Raw genomic sequence first — 17,882 nt, forward strand, 5'->3', positions numbered from 1 at the left:
ACCATTATTCCACTATCGATCAATAAGTTGTTTCAATGTAAAATAAATGAAAATTCAGGCTGGACCCAGTAGTGGTCCAGTCTTTTTCTATGCGTCCAATATGCTCTCAATCCCTAATTAACAGTTATATAAGGGTTTCGATTTATTTTCAGGATTTTCCAATAGTACATTTTCAATTTTTCACATTCCTTTTCTCCCGATTCCTCTATGCCGTTTAGGACTTCAATAATTTCTTCAACAGGGCAGGATGAAAGCATAAAAAGTGGGTAAATGGTCCTTAATTGTCTTTAAAATGGTAGATTTAACTATTATAATTGAAGTAGAGCTATTTTCCTAAATAAATAGAAAAAGGCAAATTCATTGAAAAGTGAAGACGCAAAACTACAGGGACTAACGTATTAGCCACTATGTCAGCCAGTTACCGATAATAATTTTAAAAAGTGGGTTAATCGGTATTGATTAGCCTTTTTTAATTTAAGGAACAAATAATAAATACCTTGGAAGGTAGGTATTAGGAAAGGACAGGCAGGTCTTGGAGCTTTCATTTTTAGGATTAATTAATATGCTTTACTCAAGGTATTCAAATCAGCTTTTAAAAGACGCAATAAAAGGGATTCTTCTATTTCAAGAGGAACAAATAAAACAATTGGAGTTATTATCATCAGACTTAACAACACTTAAACAAGGACCAATTTTTAGTGCATATATCTTTTTAAACGATGCTGCAAGGAACATAGAAATTAAAAAGAGTGCGAGAGTTAATTAAAAAGGCTAAAGAGTAATTTATTGACGCTCTTGGGGTTTTGGAAGCTAAAGGAAATAAAGATTTTTTTGACTAACAACAGATTGGGGTTATCCAATATTTTATTTCATTATGCTGGTTAATAATGCTTAAAAAGGAGGATGCAACCGATTGGTTAGAATTATCATATGAAACTATGGTTTAAATTTAAATAAGTTGAAAATCGAAATACATAATGGTAAAGAAAAGTTGAACCAGATTAATGACAAATATTAAAGGAAACTGTTCCTAATAAGAAAGTTTCTGTTGGGCTTGGAATATTGGGATTAGTACCTTTAATCCCATGTTTGGCTTTAGTGGGACTAACAGCTCCCAAATCACATGAATATATAATTAAGTTAAAACAAAATGAATACAAAACATTGGAGCAAAAAGTGTGTAAAGAACAGAAAGTTCATAAAGAAGCAACAGCGTTTAAACACTTATTGATCGAAACGCATGAAGAAATATAACTTTTAGTATTTAGATAAAAAGGTGGGCGAAAACTTGTCGGGCATTAAAAAAACAGGTTCCTTTTTAGGTAAAGTAGTAGGAACTGTTACGGGTGAACCTATAAAATTTATTGGAAAAAAGTTAAACAATGATTATATACAAGAAATTGGGGATGGAATTAAAAAAGCCACAACAAATACTGGAACAACTCTTGGAAGTATTGCTGAAGGAACATGGAACACAGCCTCTGGTTTAATCGATAAAGATGAAGCTAAAAAGGATGAAGGAATAAAGGAACTAAAAAATACCGCTATTCTCACAGCAAAAGGCATGGGACAATCTATCAAAAGTACATATATAAATGGAAAAGATGTAGTTCAGGGAGTAGTCACTAATGATAAAGACCAGTTAATTAAAGGGGCAAAGGGAATTGGGAAGACAGTTGCTGTTGCTACCCTTGCTGTTGGAGCATTAGATATGTTGGATGTCATTGACGTTGTAGATATAGACGGAGTAGATAACCATGTTCAAGCCGACACAATTGATAGTGATATGGGAAATGCTGATGTAGTAGATACAAATGATATAGTGGGGGATGCAGGAGATGAACACATTCATCATATTGAAACCCGTAATGAAGATTTAGCTGGAGAACATCATCCTGTAACGGGTGTTGAGTTTGAATCTAAGGTCGTAACGCTTCCTTCAGGGGTGGTTATTGAGGGCGTTTTTCCAGAGTTTGAAAGTGAATACACTGCAACTCTTCCAGAATCTATGTATCTTGAAAGTGATGGCACACATTTTTCATATGCAAACGAACAATTAGCAGAAGCAATTAATCAAAATTCTGAACTTGGTAATGAATTTACTGATTCACAAAGAGCACAAATATTTGGGAATGAAACGCCTGAAGGATATACATGGCATCATAGTGAAGAACCTGGAAAACTTGAATTGGTAGATAAAGAGGTACATGCAGAGACGGGCCACGATGGCGGAAGAGAGATATGGGGCGGCGGAAGCGAAAACCGTTAAAAAACCTTGCATTTATAGTACAAGAAATAATTATGTGATTCTTGGGAGGGAAATTTATTGAAGGCAAAACTTATAGATGTAATAAAAAAGACCCCATTTAGGTTGGCTGTTGTAACCAATACCGAATGAAATAACCGTAAAATAACAATATATAAAAATGACCGTCTTCCTGGACTATGTTTCGTTTAGTAGTACATTAAAAACTAAAAGCTAAAAGCAAAACGAGCGATGCCTAAAGCAGAGAGGGATATTTACCCATCTGTTGAATAATTGATTACTCATCTCTTTTCCTCCGTTTCTATGTGCTTGTAAGCCAATAAACTTTTATAAGAGTATTCCTTGTCATCTCAAGTAATTTTGTACTTATAGGATGACAACAATAAATGATGACAAAACTGATTTAAGGATTTTAAGTTAAAGAATCAGTAGTGTATTATGACCTTTGAATTTGTAGTATTAGTAGGGTTATCATTTCCCTTTTAACTGGTGAAAAGAAAAGGAGCTGCACTATGGTACAACTCACAATTAGCCCTTTTATTTCTCTGAACCTTCTACCAGCGATTTTCTGTCAATCGCTTCTGGCTGTTTTTCTAACCAGCCGTGTTTAACCATAATATTGTAAGAAAGGGCACCTGCCTCCATAGCATGGGTAAATACTTTACTATAGTTTACAATGACATCTGATCTGAGGGTGGAACCTAAAGATGCTCCATAATAAGAAAGAGCTGCATTTACTAAAAATCCTGCGTGAAACATGAGTAGTTTATCGGAAAATGGACTTACAGTACAATCAGTAATATCAGCATCCCATTTCTCAGGTATGGGTAAATGATCCTGTTGCAGGATAGTATCAAAACTTTCAGCATCCTTCCCAGCTAATTTAACGTTCTTTACCATAAAATGACGAACTTCTTCCAGCTCCGCCACCTGACTAAAAGCCAGACTCAACGCCTTGATAAATCCAGTTTTCGTTGAACTAAAGAAAAGAGTACTAATTTCTGAACTATTTAGTGGTCTTTTGTCCCCAATTAAATTGTCAATGAGCCCTGTTGATTCTATAAGCTTCGCCCCATGGGGTGAAGGAATGGAAGGGACATTTGTAAATTTTGGCTGATTTTTAGCCAATTCCATTATCTTTTGGAATAATTCCTTAGAAGTTACTGTACATTCAAAAAGATAATCTTGAATGTCTTTTCTCTCTGCGTTTGTAAAAGCTAAACTGTAGGCCGTTAATCCATGAATTGTCATAATATAGGAGTAAAAAAGTAAAAATTGATCAGAAAACAAACGAGGGGCATTTATATTTACGTCATTCTCTGTAAATCCTATTGGAACTTGAAAATCAGCACCTTTTAGGAATTCTGTGATTTTCGTAATATGGCTCTCAGCTAACTGTAATGCGAATTCTAAAACGGGTTTTATCTCTTTGTTTTCAACAATGTTTAGAAAATACTGCCATACTATCACCCATATATTGAAGCCATAGAGCCGAAACTTCTGCAGCGGTTAAGGTATTTGTTTTTGTTTTCTCCAAAAATCTCAAGGAAATACCTCCTATTTTTCCCATTTGTTGTGTTGAAAATATTTTAGGTATTGGTTATATGGTATACAGATAAATCAGATTTTTGTTATTTAGACCTTTTGTACCGTTCAAACAGATATTGGAATCCATAAAACAAAAATACCTTAGAAAAGAAATAGAAGAAAAATTGTAAATGATTAAGCCGAACCAATGTAAAATACTTTATTTTTCTCGCAAATTTGGCGAATGGATAAGCAAAAAGGGCATTACCGATTGCATTAAGTAGAATAAACTTTACGAACTTTCCATATGACCACTTCATTATCCAAAGTGAAGTAACCAAAAACACACCAATATTAAAAGGAAATTCATTAAAAAAGTATGAATTTGGTTTATTATAGAAGACCCACCATCTTCGTTTTTTTCCCACTTTTGCATTAATCCCTTCTACCATACCGATAAGGATTGAAACAGGTAAAAATCGCTTTAAATTTTGTAACCCCATAAAAGGTACTGTTGACAATGCAATGGAGACCATAACAATATTTAAAATCCTTTGAATCTTTTTTGACATCCATAACATCCTTTTCCTAAATAGACTAGCTGCCGCTTCCTTGATAAGGTATCCAAAAATAGATCCTGTTATTAAATCCTAATTAGCAAAACGACCTATCTGAGAAGGCGAGGACGCTTTAGTTACTAAAACAGCTAATCGTTTGGCAATCATTTCATTGGGAATCTTTAAAATCACATGATTATACTAAAAATGTAAATGCCAAATAACCTTCCTTTGGTCTATTGATGGAAGGTTTTATTTATTTTAAATATATTCCTTAGATCCTTGGAGGTCGTTCTGTTTCTGTTTTGATAATCTCTATATACATTCAAAAATGATCCTGTATCTAATTTTCAAGAAAATGAGGGGTTATTGTTTTGTAGTATTTTCTGACTGTATCTTGTTATGTATATTGAGTAATATATCTAACTTTTGACTGCATTGCACAGTTTCGGGGCTGGTAATTCCGTTAAGCTTAGCAACTAATGTTAGTTCACTCTTTTGTTCATTTATTGTTTTTAACAGTAATAATTCAAGAAAACACTTGTTCATTATGATAAACCTCCTGGTATAGTTAGGTACTAATTAACTATTATTATAAATAATTTATCCAATTTTGTTCTAAAATTCCACTAAAATTTTTACAAACAAATAAACTTTACAAAGACTTGTGAACATACAAAAGGTAAAGGTACTTGCTTGTATAACGGGCACCATTCCTGAGGAATATAACCTTAGAAAGAAACTCTTTAATTTTGAGGTAAAGATTGGGTCTTGGAGAGATCTTTAAACTTCTAAACGTGGTAGGTTTGTTTAATATGACATCCATCGAAAGTTTAAATAGTACAAAGATTTCCTATTGTTTAATAAGGAGTTTCCTGTCTATTTCTGACAATAGTGCAGTAATTAAAAAGAATTTTATGGTATACTTTATCACAAAAAAATAGGATGAGAGGAAAGATATGAGTACAATACAGAAGCAAAAGACGAACAAACTAAGAATGATTTTAAGAGGATTATTAGTTATTATTGGGGGATTTATAGCTGCATATGGGCTAGAAACAGTATTAATTCCTAATAGTGTATCAGATGGAGGTGTGACCGGTCTAAGTATTGTTGGTTCAGAATTATTTGATTTACCATTAGGAGCTTTAATTGCAATTATCAATATCCCATTTATATGGTTAGGTTATCAGCAAATTGGAAAAACCTTCGCATTTTTTTCGATTATCGGAATTGTTTCTCTCTCTGTCGGCACAATTTTGTTTCATCATGCTCCAGCCATTATTAAAGGAGATACACTGTTAATTACTGTTGTTGGTGGTATTATCCTGGGTTCTGGGATGGGATTAGCCTTGCGGAATGGCGGTGCATTAGATGGAATTGATATGCTTGCCGTACTGCTATCTAGGAAGTTGCCGTTTGGGACAAGTGATTTCATTCTTTTCTTAAATGCGTTTGTTTTTATTATTGTTTCATTCGTATTTGGTCTGCAAGGAGCAATTCTTTCAGCAATTGCTTACTATATTGCTTCTAAGGTCATTCACATAGTAGAAGAAGGTTTAAGTGGTTCCAAAACCTTTAAAATTATCACAGCTCAACCCGAATTGATGGTAGGGATTATACGTGACCGCTTAGGTCGAAGTGCAACATTTAACGAAGTTTATGGAGGGTTTTCCCACGAAAAGTTTAAAGAAATTACCTGTGTTATTAATCGTTTAGAAGAAACCAAACTAAAGGAAATTATTAATGAAATTGACCCAAAATCCTTTGTTACTGTCTATGACGTATCAGAAGTAAGGGGAGGTAATTTTAGGAAGAACAATATTCATTAGATAACACTTTGTGGATAGATTAACGGAGCCTAAAGTGAATTGCTGCCCAGCCTCCTATATACATTGCAGAAAGATGGAAGATCAAAAAATAGGTGTGTATTTATATATCATATATTATTTTTAAAACATCCGAATTTAAAGAAGGAAATCGAAAGAAAGATTTCAGTTTAGATAAATGATGAAAATAGAAGAGCCCAAATGCAATTTTCTATTCAAAATAGTTCTGACTGTACATAACCTGAATTAAAGTGAAAAAGGAATCGCAATATTTTAGGGTTTTCCCCGGCTTATAAAAAGGAGCCAAAAAAGGACCGGGCGGTTTTTGCCCGGTTTTACTTACTTAGGGAGGACCAATTTTATTTCTAAAACTGCAGCTAAAGTATCGCTAATTTCACACTAAAAATCCACCTGATTTTAAGGTGAATTGGCCTTGGAACAATCAATTCTTTTAAACAATCTCATTAACTGCAAACTGGAATACAGTCTATTTCTTGACACTCGCTTCTCCCATCACTGAAATGTATGCTAATCAATCCACTGCCTGCTTCAAACGTTTCAGGAAATGTAAACACATAAGTTTTTGTTGTGTTAGCCTGTTGAGGAGGATTAAGAGATACTCCATATCCTCGTTCAATAACACAAAAAGATTCAGAAAAGGAACAGGTTTGACACATAGCATTGTCGCCAGCACATTCAAAAGATGTTAAACACGGTAACCCAATACAAAAACTTTCTATATCAGAATAAACATTAGTAATGGATATAGTTAAAGTATTTAATAAAAATTCCGTTGTAATTGTTGTTCCGCTAAAAGGAAATGAAGTTGTTGCCCTACAAGGTACTAATCCCATACAAACACCTCTAGTTTTTGCAATTATTATATGAAAAGTTTCAGAGTTTGTTTGGACAAGGTTTACTAATTTTTGAAAAAGAATAGTGCCTGTACCATGCAATGTTTTTTCTTATTCATTAAACGTTTGATGAACAAAGCAAGAAAACTAATCAAACGTTTGGTTAAAAGCGGGAAAACCTGCTATATCAATGGTTTAAAGCGGGACAATAGAGCAAGCATGAGACAATAACAAGATAAGATAATGATTGGTGTGGGAAGAAAGGGAGGAAGCAGCCTAAACTCTATTCTGGGGGTGAACTTAAAAGCAGAATGGAAAAAAGAGAAAAGAGAAGCATTCTTGTTTCGCAAGGAGGTAAGAGAATGGGTTTAAGAATGGCATTCCCATAGGTACTTCCATGAGCTTTATTTTATTTTTGATTACAATCTACATCGGTTAAATGACCTTTACCAATAAATTGTATGCAGCACCCTTTTGCTGCATACAATGACCATTTGTGTCGGTGGTTTGTTAGATGGAAAAGGTGTCACGGTTTCCGAAAAATGATACGAAACCAAACTAATTGAATAATACACGCTATCGATACTCCAATTAAGGTATCTCTTAACCTGTCTAATGCATAATGTTTGGTTTGATGTTCAAATGCAAAAACAAATAAAATCGTAAGGGCAGTCTGATGAAGGACTTTTCTGTCTAATTTTAAATATTTTTCTGCGTAACCCCCTAAAAAGATTAAAATCCCTAAATTCCATCCATTTATTTTCATATTACTTGCTATCAGAACGGTAACAAATATACCAATAATAGTTCCAATCAAACGCTTTATGGATAAACTAATCGTTTTTTCGTCTGTTGATTGAAGAGAGAGGATAACCGAAAGCGGAGCTAAATAAGGATGGGAAGAGCCCATTATTTTTGCTAATTCCCAGGATAAAGTACTGCCTATTGACATATTCCATATTAGAATAGAAATATTATCACCTGGAACGTTATTTTTCATTTTTTCATCTCCTGCCTATATTTGCTTGCTATTTTTTTTATCATTCCAAACATTTATAAATATATAATGAGATTTTTTTGTTTTGGAAGAAAGGGTGTCTAACGAGGAAAGGAACTAGTTCTTTATACATGATTTATTGAAATTTCCTGCATTGATGTCTTTAATCCGCCTCATTATAGACAAATTCTTATCTTTTTGAGAAAAGATTTCCCGTGCCTTGGCAGAAAAATTGAACAAGCATAACATATGGTATGTGGTATGATAACTAAAGCTCAAAAGTAAGTTACAGTAAATGGATATAACATCTTATGAAAAAGAGGTTAACGAACTTTTGAATTCTCCTCTTTCTTGGCAGGTCATTGACTTATTGTGGACAAGATTAAAGAGTTTCTCTTAATATAATAAAAATGAGATTATACACGTGTTGTGGCTTTAGTTTTAATGATGGTGATTAACAAACAAAAGGGTGATTAGGAATGGCTTTAAATATTAATATAGGTACAATTAACGTGAATACACCACAGCAAAACGGAGTAGTTTTTGTCGGCCAAAATATTGTAACTGGGATGGATGCCAATATGAAAAGTAATTCAGCACATGGAGGCACATTTGGACTTTTTGACATTGTAACCAAAAACTATAACATTAATTTGGATAACTTCGAACTTGCAGATGGCAATATTAATGATCAAAATATAAAAACGAATTCTGGGAATAATATTTAAAATACAAAAAACGGGGTTAAATATTATATTAAAAGAAGATAGTCCCTTAAATAAAATGGACTGCCTTCTTTTATTTTCTTTTTCCAATGTTGAATACCAAATGGACGGTTCGGCCTGCTAAGCATGTACTGATTCCTCTCCAATAACCCCAACTTACATCGCAAAGAAGTAAATTTTATCCCCTCGTGTAACTTCTTATTGGTTCCCTCCCAAATCAAAATTCCTTTCTGGCTATGCCATCTGCGGTTAGTCGATATAGTCCGAAAACGACTGGATTCATCTTCACTAATTTTTCACGCAAAAGGTCTTCAAGTGCCTGCTGCACATCGGATAAATTCACCGATGCTTTCGGAATCTGATTCACAATCTGTATGGGCGTCTGCCACTCCGTTGTTAGTGTCAGCAGCACAGTTCTTTGCATTGGAGTCATGTTCATCCATTTTCCCCCTTGTCTTTTAAGTCACTGGCTCTTTTTTATCAAACGTTTGATTAGCTGCTGCCTCCACCTAAAAGGTATTCAAAACTTATATAATAGTATCCGCATCATATTTCTAAAGCTTGGAAAAATGTACATGGCGGAAAAAAGTAAGCGAGTTTTTAATGGAAGTTTATGAATGAATTTTGACTTAAATACGGATAAACTGTCGGCTCTCTTCAACTTGGAATCTAATTGATCTACGTCATGTAGATCATTAACTGACCATTTGTGTATCGCTCCTGTAGTCTGCTTGAGTTCTTCTTTACCGGAATTGACAGCAAAGGAATTCATCACATCAAACGCCATCTTCCCGGCAGGAAAATAGCTTGTCAGCCGGTTAACGAGATCTTTTACTTCTTTTTCAGTCAGGTATTCCAACATGCCTTCCGCAATAACCATGACTGGCTTGTTTCTTGGAATCTGCTCTAACCAGTTCAGCTCCATAACCGAAGACGAAATCATTTCGTATCCCTCGTGATTTGAAAAAAAGGACTTTCGCAGTTCTATCACTTCAGGAAAATCTACATCAAACCACTGAATTGTTGATGGCGGATTTATTCTTGATATTCTTGTATCCAGGCCGCAGCCAAGATTAAGTACCGATGCATTGGGATTCTCTTTCATAAACTCCTGCACCCATGTATCCAATTGTTTGGCCCTTACGACCATAATTTCATTGCCAAAGCTATTTATTTTTTCAAAGTCATAGTCAATCATGTGAAGAATCTCTTCGGCCTTTCTATCATTTAAAATGGAATTCTTTAATCGGCTATCCAAGGCCTTGGCATATAAGGTGATTAAAAGAGTTTGCTTTTCTTCTGTGAAATTTATTTTATGGGTTCCAGTTAAATCCATCAGTTTCTCTCCTGTACAATGTAATAACAGTACATTACCCTCCCATTTTTAAAAAAGTATGTTCATTTTATGGCGGGCATCTCTTAAATCCAACTGTTCTTTCTTAGCTTATTAAAAAACAACCGAAAAAGAAATGTTTAGTCCTTTTTCCTTTTTAAATTTTAAGATAATATGTTTCATAATAAAACAGTTTACAAATGAACTATATTCCTGATAGGGGTGGATGTAATGGGGATAAATTTTAATGATCCGAAGGTAAAGCAAGTAAAAGAGGTTTATCAATCATTTTGGGCTATTAACAAGTTTACAGCCAAATTAACAAAAAAGAATGCTGAGAGTTTTGGACTATCACTTCAACAGCTATCTATCCTGAATACGTTATTCGCCTTTCCTCAATCAACGCAGCAAGAACTGGTTGAGAGACTTGTATCCTCAAAGAGTACCATAAGTATTGGGATTGATAAACTGGTTAAGATGGGCCTGGTAGAAAGGAAATTTTCAGCAGAAGATCGAAGAGAGGTAAAGTTACAATTAACAGTGAAGGGAGAGGAAGTGTCGAGAAAGTCCAGTAAGAATGCAATTTCTTATAGAACTATGCTTTCTGCATTAGAAAAAATACCTGAAGAAGATATTCAGTCATTACTCCGTATACAGAAGGAACTATTAGACCGTCTAATCGAAAGTAGTTATTAAGTCCACAAGCATTAATGAGGGTAGGTATGTTTAACATAGGAAATGGGGTGAATTTGAACGATGACAGACAATATCCACCAATCTATAGAAAAGTTAACAGGCAGTGAAGCAAAGAGCCTATTATTTACGATGATGTACCGATTAAACAACATCCGTGAATTAAAAGATAGAAAAGAAGAAATGATGGAAGAACTATACTTTTTATACGATGAAGTTCTAAGAGAATTACAAAACCATAAGCCTTGGGAACGGAATTATACAACTGTACATATTGTTTGCGGCGAATCTCCTGCAGGCTCATTGAAGTTCGGATTAGACCATGAAAATAAGGTGATCGGCTTTCCGGATATGTTTGCTGAAGGACCGATTTGGGAGCTTCATAATGAAACTGGACGAAGGTATCGTTACGAATGGCTGCTGGAACATTTAAATATTGAAATGGATTACCTTGAGGAAGAGTATGTAAACAAAATGATGAGGACTCTTGAAGAAATCCGTGCGATTCCAGAGCAAATGCCAATTGTTTTATGGACAGCCGAAAATGCACACGAACAAACGGGATTGCGTTACCTAATCTATTTACTAAAGGAAAAGAAAAATCCCCTTTTTTTAATCAATTCAACGGTGGCATACCAGGAATTATTTAATACAGATGAGTACCAATATTTTTATCATCATACGGGAGAAGTGGAGCCGGGGAAATTAAATCAAATTTATCAGATGAAGAAATCGAGTCCTTTAACCTGGGAAGAGAGAAACAGATTTGCGGAAGAATGGACGATTCTCTCTAAATCAAAAGAGGTATTACGGAAATGGATAAAGCAGCAAATTGAAGCAGTAAGTGAAGATTATTATGACCAATTGATTATTGATGCCGCCCGAAAATGGCATAGAAAAAAGGGGAAAATGGAGTTCATGAAAGCAGCGAGGTTAATTGGTGAGGTTTTGGGCCAAATGGAGGGGAATGTAAGTGATGCCTTCCTGGAATACAGAGTAAGGAGTCTGATTTATAACAGGATATTTGAAATAAAGGGAATTCCGAAGACAATGAGGCATTACAGTGTAAGATTGAATTAAATAATACCTCGCATTTGGACAGCTTTATCTTGCTGGTGAAAGACTTTATACAGATTTGATTAAATTCAGAAGGCCTGTGACGTTGGCCCAGATGAGGATTAAAAAACATAGTATTAATCCTATTAATAAGCTAAACGGGCACTAAACAAGAAATCATGACAGCTATAGCAAAAGGAGCTTGTATACCCAAGCTTCTTTTTAACAAGGTTTTCCAAGCCCTTAACTTTTTTATATATTTAGGTAAAAATAGTAGTTAGAAAATCAACATCTGTACACTGAATTAAAATACTGGATGAGTGCCGTACATGGCGAATCAACTGCTGGTATGAATTAGAAACTAATTCATATACTTTGCAACCAGCTCATAGCATCTCTCTTTTGTTAGACTTGCTTGTGAAGCCACATATTCTAATGATTCCATCGAACCGCCTTTATATTTAAGTGAAGCTTCTTTCGCGGCTTTATCTCTGTGTTTTACCCAGTTTCGTTGTTCTTCTCTTAATTTATCCATCTGTTCCGTACGAAGTTGTTCTTTCAACACTCCATAAATTTCATTTAAGGCTGCATCCCATTTTTTATATCTTTGAGTCTCTTGTTCTTCTATTTCAACTTTTGTTGTTTTAGCCTCTGCATATCTGTCTGATCTGTCCATTTCGTTTAGTTTTTTGAGAAATTTGTCCTTTTTACCTTCCGTAATTTCACTATCACTATTACTGGATTTCAATGACTCTTCATCATTTGTATTTGTTGATGAATTACTAGAACTTTCTCCTTGGTCATTAAACCGCTGGCTGCCAGTGTCCTCTGAAGAGTCCTCCTTGGTCATTTTATCCTTTTCTGTTGATTCTTTCTTTGATGAATCACCATTGGCAGTTTGAATCGGACTGTTCTTTGATGGCTTAGCATTTGACTCAACAGATATGTCTCCACATGCAGCCAGTATGACTAATATCCCTGTTAACAATGTAATTAAATAGTTTCGATTATTTTTCATTTTAAACCCCTTTGCAAAAATCATATGTCTTCATTTCTTAATACGTAAAAATACCTTTATAGTCCTATAATTCTAATGCCAATGTTAACATAAAAATTTGAATATTCCATTTGCAAATGTTTCTTTGTGAACCAATATAAACAGGGTTACATTTACCATTTAAAGTTGTTTTGATGAATTTTTAAAATCATGAAATTTTAGTAGAAAAATAAATATGAAAACTTATTTTAGGAGTATAATGGAAATGGAACTTAGTACCTAATATAATGAAAAATGGAAGCCAATACTACAGGGGTTTACTTTAAAATGAGTATACCTGCCAGTTATCAAGTAATTGGTTGAGGAACCAGCAGCCCTTACTATTTGGTCTTTTGATGGTCTATTAAGTTTTACTAAGATAGGGAAATAGAAATATTTTTGTTTTTATATTTGTAATGATTCTGGACAAACGGGGAGGAGCATAGGGTGAAGTTTCTTAATTGAAATTTTGCCGGAAGACATGAAAAAATTCATTTCTTATTTTCTAGCCATATTATTAATTATTTCAGGGTTTACAAGTATTTCGGGGTTAAAGGTTCATGCTGCTGGAAAAACAAAGTATGTAACAGCCACTGTGTTAAATGTCAGACAATCAGCCACAACGAAGTCAAAGATCATGACAACGATAAAGAAAAACACAGCAGTCACCGTAACACAAACAAAAAGCGGCTGGGATAGGGTGAGCGTCAATAAGAAAACAGGCTGGGTATCCAATAAATACCTAACAACAAAAAAACCAGCTGCTTCTAAGGCAAAAGTGACGAATACTTTCAAGAAAACAGCTGTTGCTACTACCAAATCGTATACAAAGTATGTAACAGCCACTGTGTTAAACGTCAGACAATCAGCAACAACAAAGTCAAAGGTCGTTACAACGATAAAGAAAAACACAGCAGTCACCGTGACACAAACAAAGAGCGGCTGGGATAAAGTAAGTGTTAATAAGAAAACAGGCTGGGTATCCAATAAGTATTTAACGACCAAGAAGCCAGCAGCTCCAAAAAACCTGGCAGAAGGTTTAAAAACAGTTGGAGGTAACAAGCAGCTCATTCTTGTCACTTCTAATGGCTACAATACAACCAATTCTGAAATCCGCACGTTTGAAAAGAATTCAAAAGGACAATGGGTGCCTGTATTCACTACAACAGGGCATATTGGTAAATATGGTTTCACTCCAGCATCCAGTATGCGGGAAGGTGGTAAAAAATCACCAACTGGAAAATACACCATTGGTACCGCTTTTGGCCAATATGCAAACCCAGGAACAAAATTGCCTTATAAAAAAATTACAAGTGATGATGTTTGGGTAGACGATCCAAAATCAAAACTTTACAACACTTGGCAATCAAAACGAAAAACAATTGGTAAATGGAAGAGTGCTGAAAATATGAACATTGCCGCCTATAACTACGGCTTTGTCATCAATTACAATACAGCCCGCACTCCATACAAAGGCAGTGCCATCTTCTTCCATGTGGGGAGTGGTTACACTCTTGGATGCACAGATACAACACAAGCGGGTGTAGTAAAAATCTTGAAATGGCTGGATCCTGCAAAAAAACCAGTCATTATTCAAACACCGATTCAGGAGTTAAATAAGTACTAATTCTCTATTATGTCCGGAAGGATCCTATATAGAAATGCTCCTGCAGGGTTAAATCCAGCAGGGGCTTTTTTATATCTTATAGATGGCTATTGAAGAAACTTTATTACATAAAATTAAAGAGTCTTTTAACCATGTAAAATGAGTATTATTGTTTCAAAACCATTTAAATTCTGACTGAATTTAAATGGACTCAGTCCATTCCATGTGAAGCTTCTCTTGAAGAAAACCAATCCATTTTCGGGCGGCAAGAGAAACATAGCTTTCTTTTGGCCATGCAATACCAATTTCCCAATGTACAACCGGGTCGATAAGCGGCAGAACATTTATCCCTTTTTGTTTTACTAGAATTTTAGTCAGGGTACTTTGTGGCAAGATGGCTATTCCTAAATTAAATGAAACGAGTTCTAAAATAAATTTCCATTGGGATGTTTCACATATAATTTCTGGCTGAAAGCCCAACCGATTAGTTTCCCACATTATCATATCGTAAACCGTAAACCCTTCTCGGAACATGATGTATTTTTCACTTTTTAAATCAGCCCATTTCACATTTTCTCTGTTAGCAAGAACGTGGTCTTGATGGACTAAAAGTCTGAGGTCACCTTTTAAAAATGGGAATGACTCCAACTCCTCATGAGTTGGTAAATTTATAACTGCTAAATCAAGTTCACCTCGTAGTAATGCATTTTTTAAATTAGCTGCACTGTCCTCTATAAAAATAATATTAATTTTAGGATATAGACTATAGAATTCTGCGATTATTTTAGTCAAGATTTCAGTTCCTACAGATGTAAATACACCCATTTTAATTTCGCCCTTTAGACCACTTTTTATATCATCCAATTCCTCGTCAAATTGAATCAATGTATTTGAGAGGGTTTGACTAAGTTTATATAGCAAACGGCCAGCATCTGTTAGTTCAAATCTCCTTGTTGTTCGGATTAATAATTTTGAGCCAAGTTCCTTTTCAAGTTCCTTTACTACATTGCTGATGGTTGGTTGTGATATGAATAAAGCTTCAGCCGCTTTTGAAAAACTCCCATGTTTCACAATTTCTGAGAAGTAATGAATTTGACGTAATTCCATCAGGTCACCTCATTTATAGATTTAATAAATAAATTCCATCAAATATATCTATTTTTATTATAAACATCATGGATTTATAATTGAAGATGCACTTATAGTTAATAAAAACAGTAAAGCTTTCAAATAAGTCGTCTGGTATAGAATGGAGGATATAATAATGGAATTTAAAAAAGAAGAGTTAATAGGGATTTGGAGTCTAGTATCATATCATGTTACAGATGATCAAGGAAATAAGACCTATCCGATGGGGGAGGACTGCACAGGTTTTATAATGTATCATCCCGACGGTTTTATGTCAGCCCAGATGATGAGTCAAGGCAGACCTGCGTATGCTTCTGGAGCTCTTCATACTGGAACACAAGAAGAGATGGCCGCAGCAGCGCAAGGCTATCTAGCATATTGCGGCCCATATGAAGTAGATGAGGAAAATCAAATTGTGACACATCATATGTCTGTCAGCATGAATCCGACCTGGCTTGGCGATAAACAGCCTCGTTTTGTGACGCTAAAGGATAATATCATTGAAATCAGCAGCCAGCCAATCATTGTGGATGGGAAAGAACAGCAAACAAAATTAGTATGGAAACGAATAAAACCAAAAAGTTAAATAACAACTAATGATAAGCACGGAAAATTTTAATCGGAGGGAATAGTAATGACTAATCAAAAAGAACGTACAGTGATCGTAACAGGTGCAGCACAAGGAATTGGATATGCTATTGCGGAATCATTCATTCAAAATGGTGATTTTGTTGCCATTTTTGATTTGAACATGGAAGCTGCGGAAAATGCAGCTGCTAAATTAGGAAATGCAAAAGGTTACTCTGTCAATGTTGCAGACGAGGAACAGGTGAAAAAGGCCATTAACGATTTAGTTTCTGAACGTGGTTCATTGGATGTTGTCGTTAATAATGCGGGGCTTCAGTTCATCTCTCCAGTGGAGGATTTTCCATTGGAAAAATGGAATCAATTGTTGGCGGTTATTTTGACTGGAACGTTTCTGATAACAAAACATGCATTGCCTGTGATGAAGAAACAGAAAAAAGGTCGTATCATCAACATTTCATCAGCTCACGGTAGAATACCGGACGCTTATAAATCTGCATATGTTGCTGCAAAATTTGGTGTTGTCGGATTTACACAAACTGCAGCATTAGAAACAGCAAAAGAAGGGATTACAGTAAATGCCATCATGCCTGGACCTGTACGCACGAAGTTAATCGAAAAACAGTTGCCAGAATTAGCTGAACAAGATGGAACGACAGTAGAAGAAGCACTAAACCATCATATCCTTGGAAAACAGTGGATGAAACGTTTGCTTGAGCCTTCTGAAATTGGAGCTACTGTTGTGTTTTTAGCTTCAGATGGTGCTGCCGCAATTACCGGCGAAAGTATTGGTGTTACGGGCGGTATGTAAAACATTGTAAAGGTGGTTATCTACAATAAGATTATGTATTCACCCTATACTGCTGGGCGGTGCACTGGGCAGCAAGGCAGGCGGATGTGAGGATAAAATAGATGGATCACACCACGATTAAAGCGGATGAGCATGAGTCCGCTTTAATTTAATTTCCAAATGAATTAGAAGGACAAATTACATTAAACCCAGACTCATTTCTCTCTAGCAAGTCTGCGGATTTCTTCCTTTAAAAAATCCCTTATATCATCATCATTGACCCATTCATCATATTCAACATCGACCTGTTCGTCATCAGAGGTAGAGATAGTAATAGTGTTAATCGGCAGTGGTATCGTTTTAACTAAATGGACGGAATGAATAATATCGTGAATATGGGATTTTAATTTAGTAATTGGTATTTTTGTTTTTAAGGATAAAGCATACTCGTATCAATACCATCTTGTTTTGGAGAATATCTATTATGATCTATATTGCAAAATAAATATTTGCCATCCTCATCGATATCAAATTGAAAACCAATAGACTTAAGCTGATTTTGAATAGGGGTCATTTTCTTAACATCCTTATTAAAAAAGGCTCTTTTCTAAAAAGATTGTTGCTTTTTGCTCCCTTTTTAAGATTCGTTCAAAAAATAGAGGTAGAAATTCCCCTTATTTAGGAAATTGGATGTTAATTAGCTGAAATAGACGGAGGAATTTCCCTTATTTGATTTTAAACTGCTAAAATCGGGTGCTTTTCATTGAATAACGGAAAAAACTCCGCTTATTTTTTACTATTTAAGCTCCCTCAGTTAGATACGATTTTCTCTCGAATACTCACTTATTCGCAGGATTTCAAAGCACTTGTAATAACATTTGGGGATTGATGAATGAGTTG

Annotated in this window: 19 protein-coding genes and 1 riboswitch; of the genes, 9 read left to right on the forward strand and 10 right to left on the reverse strand. The window is 35.0% G+C overall.

The genetic code is table 11. The features are described from left to right. Positions 1-340: 340 nt before the first annotated feature. A riboswitch (cyclic di-GMP riboswitch) is annotated at positions 341-426 on the forward strand. Between the two features lie 106 nt (positions 427-532). Then, entirely contained in the window at positions 533-766 is a 234-nt protein-coding gene (locus M3183_RS23760; RefSeq protein ID WP_251473688.1) for a hypothetical protein, read from the forward strand. Between the two features lie 522 nt (positions 767-1,288). Then, a complete protein-coding gene (locus tag M3183_RS23765) occupies positions 1,289-2,269 on the forward strand; it encodes an HNH endonuclease (protein WP_251473691.1) in 981 nt (326 codons plus the stop codon). Between the two features lie 534 nt (positions 2,270-2,803). Here the strand turns inward: M3183_RS23765 and M3183_RS23770 are convergent. The 3 genes from M3183_RS23770 to M3183_RS27510 all read right to left on the reverse strand — a co-directional run bounded on the left by M3183_RS23770 (position 2,804) and on the right by M3183_RS27510 (position 4,899). Beyond that, a complete protein-coding gene (locus tag M3183_RS23770) occupies positions 2,804-3,736 on the reverse strand; it encodes a DUF3231 family protein (protein ID WP_251473694.1) in 933 nt (310 codons plus the stop codon). Between the two features lie 161 nt (positions 3,737-3,897). After that, positions 3,898-4,365, reverse strand: a complete 468-nt coding sequence (locus tag M3183_RS23775) for a hypothetical protein (RefSeq protein WP_251473697.1) — start codon at positions 4,363-4,365, stop codon at positions 3,898-3,900. 351 nt (positions 4,366-4,716) lie between these two features. Beyond that, entirely contained in the window at positions 4,717-4,899 is a 183-nt protein-coding gene (locus tag M3183_RS27510; protein ID WP_396953759.1) for a Spo0E family sporulation regulatory protein-aspartic acid phosphatase, read from the reverse strand. A gap of 410 nt (positions 4,900-5,309) precedes the next feature. Here M3183_RS27510 and M3183_RS23780 point away from each other — a divergent pair, with 410 nt between their 5' ends. After that, a complete protein-coding gene (locus tag M3183_RS23780) occupies positions 5,310-6,182 on the forward strand; it encodes a YitT family protein (RefSeq protein ID WP_251473699.1) in 873 nt (290 codons plus the stop codon). A gap of 461 nt (positions 6,183-6,643) precedes the next feature. On the opposite strand, the gene M3183_RS23785 is transcribed toward M3183_RS23780, so the two are convergent. Together M3183_RS23785 and M3183_RS23790 are read right to left on the reverse strand one after the other, a co-directional pair. Then, a complete protein-coding gene (locus M3183_RS23785; RefSeq protein WP_251473701.1) occupies positions 6,644-7,033 on the reverse strand; it encodes a hypothetical protein in 390 nt (129 codons plus the stop codon). A gap of 526 nt (positions 7,034-7,559) precedes the next feature. Further along, positions 7,560-8,033 (reverse strand): FUSC family protein, encoded by a 474-nt coding sequence (locus M3183_RS23790; RefSeq protein ID WP_251473703.1) that lies wholly within the window; start codon positions 8,031-8,033, stop codon positions 7,560-7,562. A 476-nt stretch (positions 8,034-8,509) separates the two neighbouring features. On the opposite strand from M3183_RS23790, the gene M3183_RS23795 reads away from it, so the two are divergent. Beyond that, complete coding sequence (locus M3183_RS23795) at positions 8,510-8,758, forward strand: hypothetical protein (protein ID WP_251473705.1); 249 nt, start codon at positions 8,510-8,512, stop codon at positions 8,756-8,758. A gap of 214 nt (positions 8,759-8,972) precedes the next feature. On the opposite strand, the gene M3183_RS23800 is transcribed toward M3183_RS23795, so the two are convergent. Together M3183_RS23800 and M3183_RS23805 are read right to left on the reverse strand one after the other, a co-directional pair. Continuing rightward, positions 8,973-9,194, reverse strand: coding sequence for a hypothetical protein (locus M3183_RS23800; protein WP_251473707.1), 222 nt, complete (start codon positions 9,192-9,194; stop codon positions 8,973-8,975). An 81-nt stretch (positions 9,195-9,275) separates the two neighbouring features. Further along, a complete protein-coding gene (locus M3183_RS23805; RefSeq protein WP_251473709.1) occupies positions 9,276-10,091 on the reverse strand; it encodes a class I SAM-dependent methyltransferase in 816 nt (271 codons plus the stop codon). 228 nt (positions 10,092-10,319) lie between these two features. Between M3183_RS23805 and M3183_RS23810 the strand changes: the two genes are divergently transcribed. Continuing rightward, positions 10,320-10,784: a MarR family winged helix-turn-helix transcriptional regulator gene (locus M3183_RS23810; protein ID WP_251473711.1), complete on the forward strand. Its 465-nt coding sequence runs from the start codon at positions 10,320-10,322 to the stop codon at positions 10,782-10,784. A 60-nt stretch (positions 10,785-10,844) separates the two neighbouring features. Then, positions 10,845-11,861 (forward strand): DUF1835 domain-containing protein, encoded by a 1,017-nt coding sequence (locus M3183_RS23815; RefSeq protein WP_251473712.1) that lies wholly within the window; start codon positions 10,845-10,847, stop codon positions 11,859-11,861. A 337-nt stretch (positions 11,862-12,198) separates the two neighbouring features. On the opposite strand, the gene M3183_RS23820 is transcribed toward M3183_RS23815, so the two are convergent. Beyond that, positions 12,199-12,855 (reverse strand): lysozyme inhibitor LprI family protein, encoded by a 657-nt coding sequence (locus tag M3183_RS23820; protein ID WP_251473713.1) that lies wholly within the window; start codon positions 12,853-12,855, stop codon positions 12,199-12,201. Positions 12,856-13,354: 499 nt separating this feature from the next. Between M3183_RS23820 and M3183_RS23825 the strand changes: the two genes are divergently transcribed. Continuing rightward, a complete protein-coding gene (locus tag M3183_RS23825; protein WP_251473714.1) occupies positions 13,355-14,500 on the forward strand; it encodes an SH3 domain-containing protein in 1,146 nt (381 codons plus the stop codon). A 180-nt stretch (positions 14,501-14,680) separates the two neighbouring features. Here M3183_RS23825 and M3183_RS23830 read toward each other — a convergent pair whose 3' ends face one another. Further along, a complete protein-coding gene (locus tag M3183_RS23830; RefSeq protein ID WP_251473716.1) occupies positions 14,681-15,586 on the reverse strand; it encodes a LysR family transcriptional regulator in 906 nt (301 codons plus the stop codon). A gap of 157 nt (positions 15,587-15,743) precedes the next feature. Between M3183_RS23830 and M3183_RS23835 the strand changes: the two genes are divergently transcribed. Both M3183_RS23835 and M3183_RS23840 read left to right on the forward strand, forming a co-directional pair. Then, positions 15,744-16,193: a lipocalin-like domain-containing protein gene (locus M3183_RS23835; protein WP_251473726.1), complete on the forward strand. Its 450-nt coding sequence runs from the start codon at positions 15,744-15,746 to the stop codon at positions 16,191-16,193. A gap of 48 nt (positions 16,194-16,241) precedes the next feature. Further along, complete coding sequence (locus tag M3183_RS23840; RefSeq protein ID WP_251473729.1) at positions 16,242-17,003, forward strand: 3-hydroxybutyrate dehydrogenase; 762 nt, start codon at positions 16,242-16,244, stop codon at positions 17,001-17,003. Between the two features lie 409 nt (positions 17,004-17,412). On the opposite strand, the gene M3183_RS23845 is transcribed toward M3183_RS23840, so the two are convergent. Then, complete coding sequence (locus tag M3183_RS23845; protein ID WP_251473731.1) at positions 17,413-17,556, reverse strand: hypothetical protein; 144 nt, start codon at positions 17,554-17,556, stop codon at positions 17,413-17,415. Positions 17,557-17,882 lie beyond the last annotated feature (326 nt).

The sequence above is a fragment of the Neobacillus mesonae genome (genome assembly GCF_023715155.1).
GTDB lineage: Bacteria > Bacillota > Bacilli > Bacillales > Cytobacillaceae > Neobacillus > Neobacillus mesonae_A.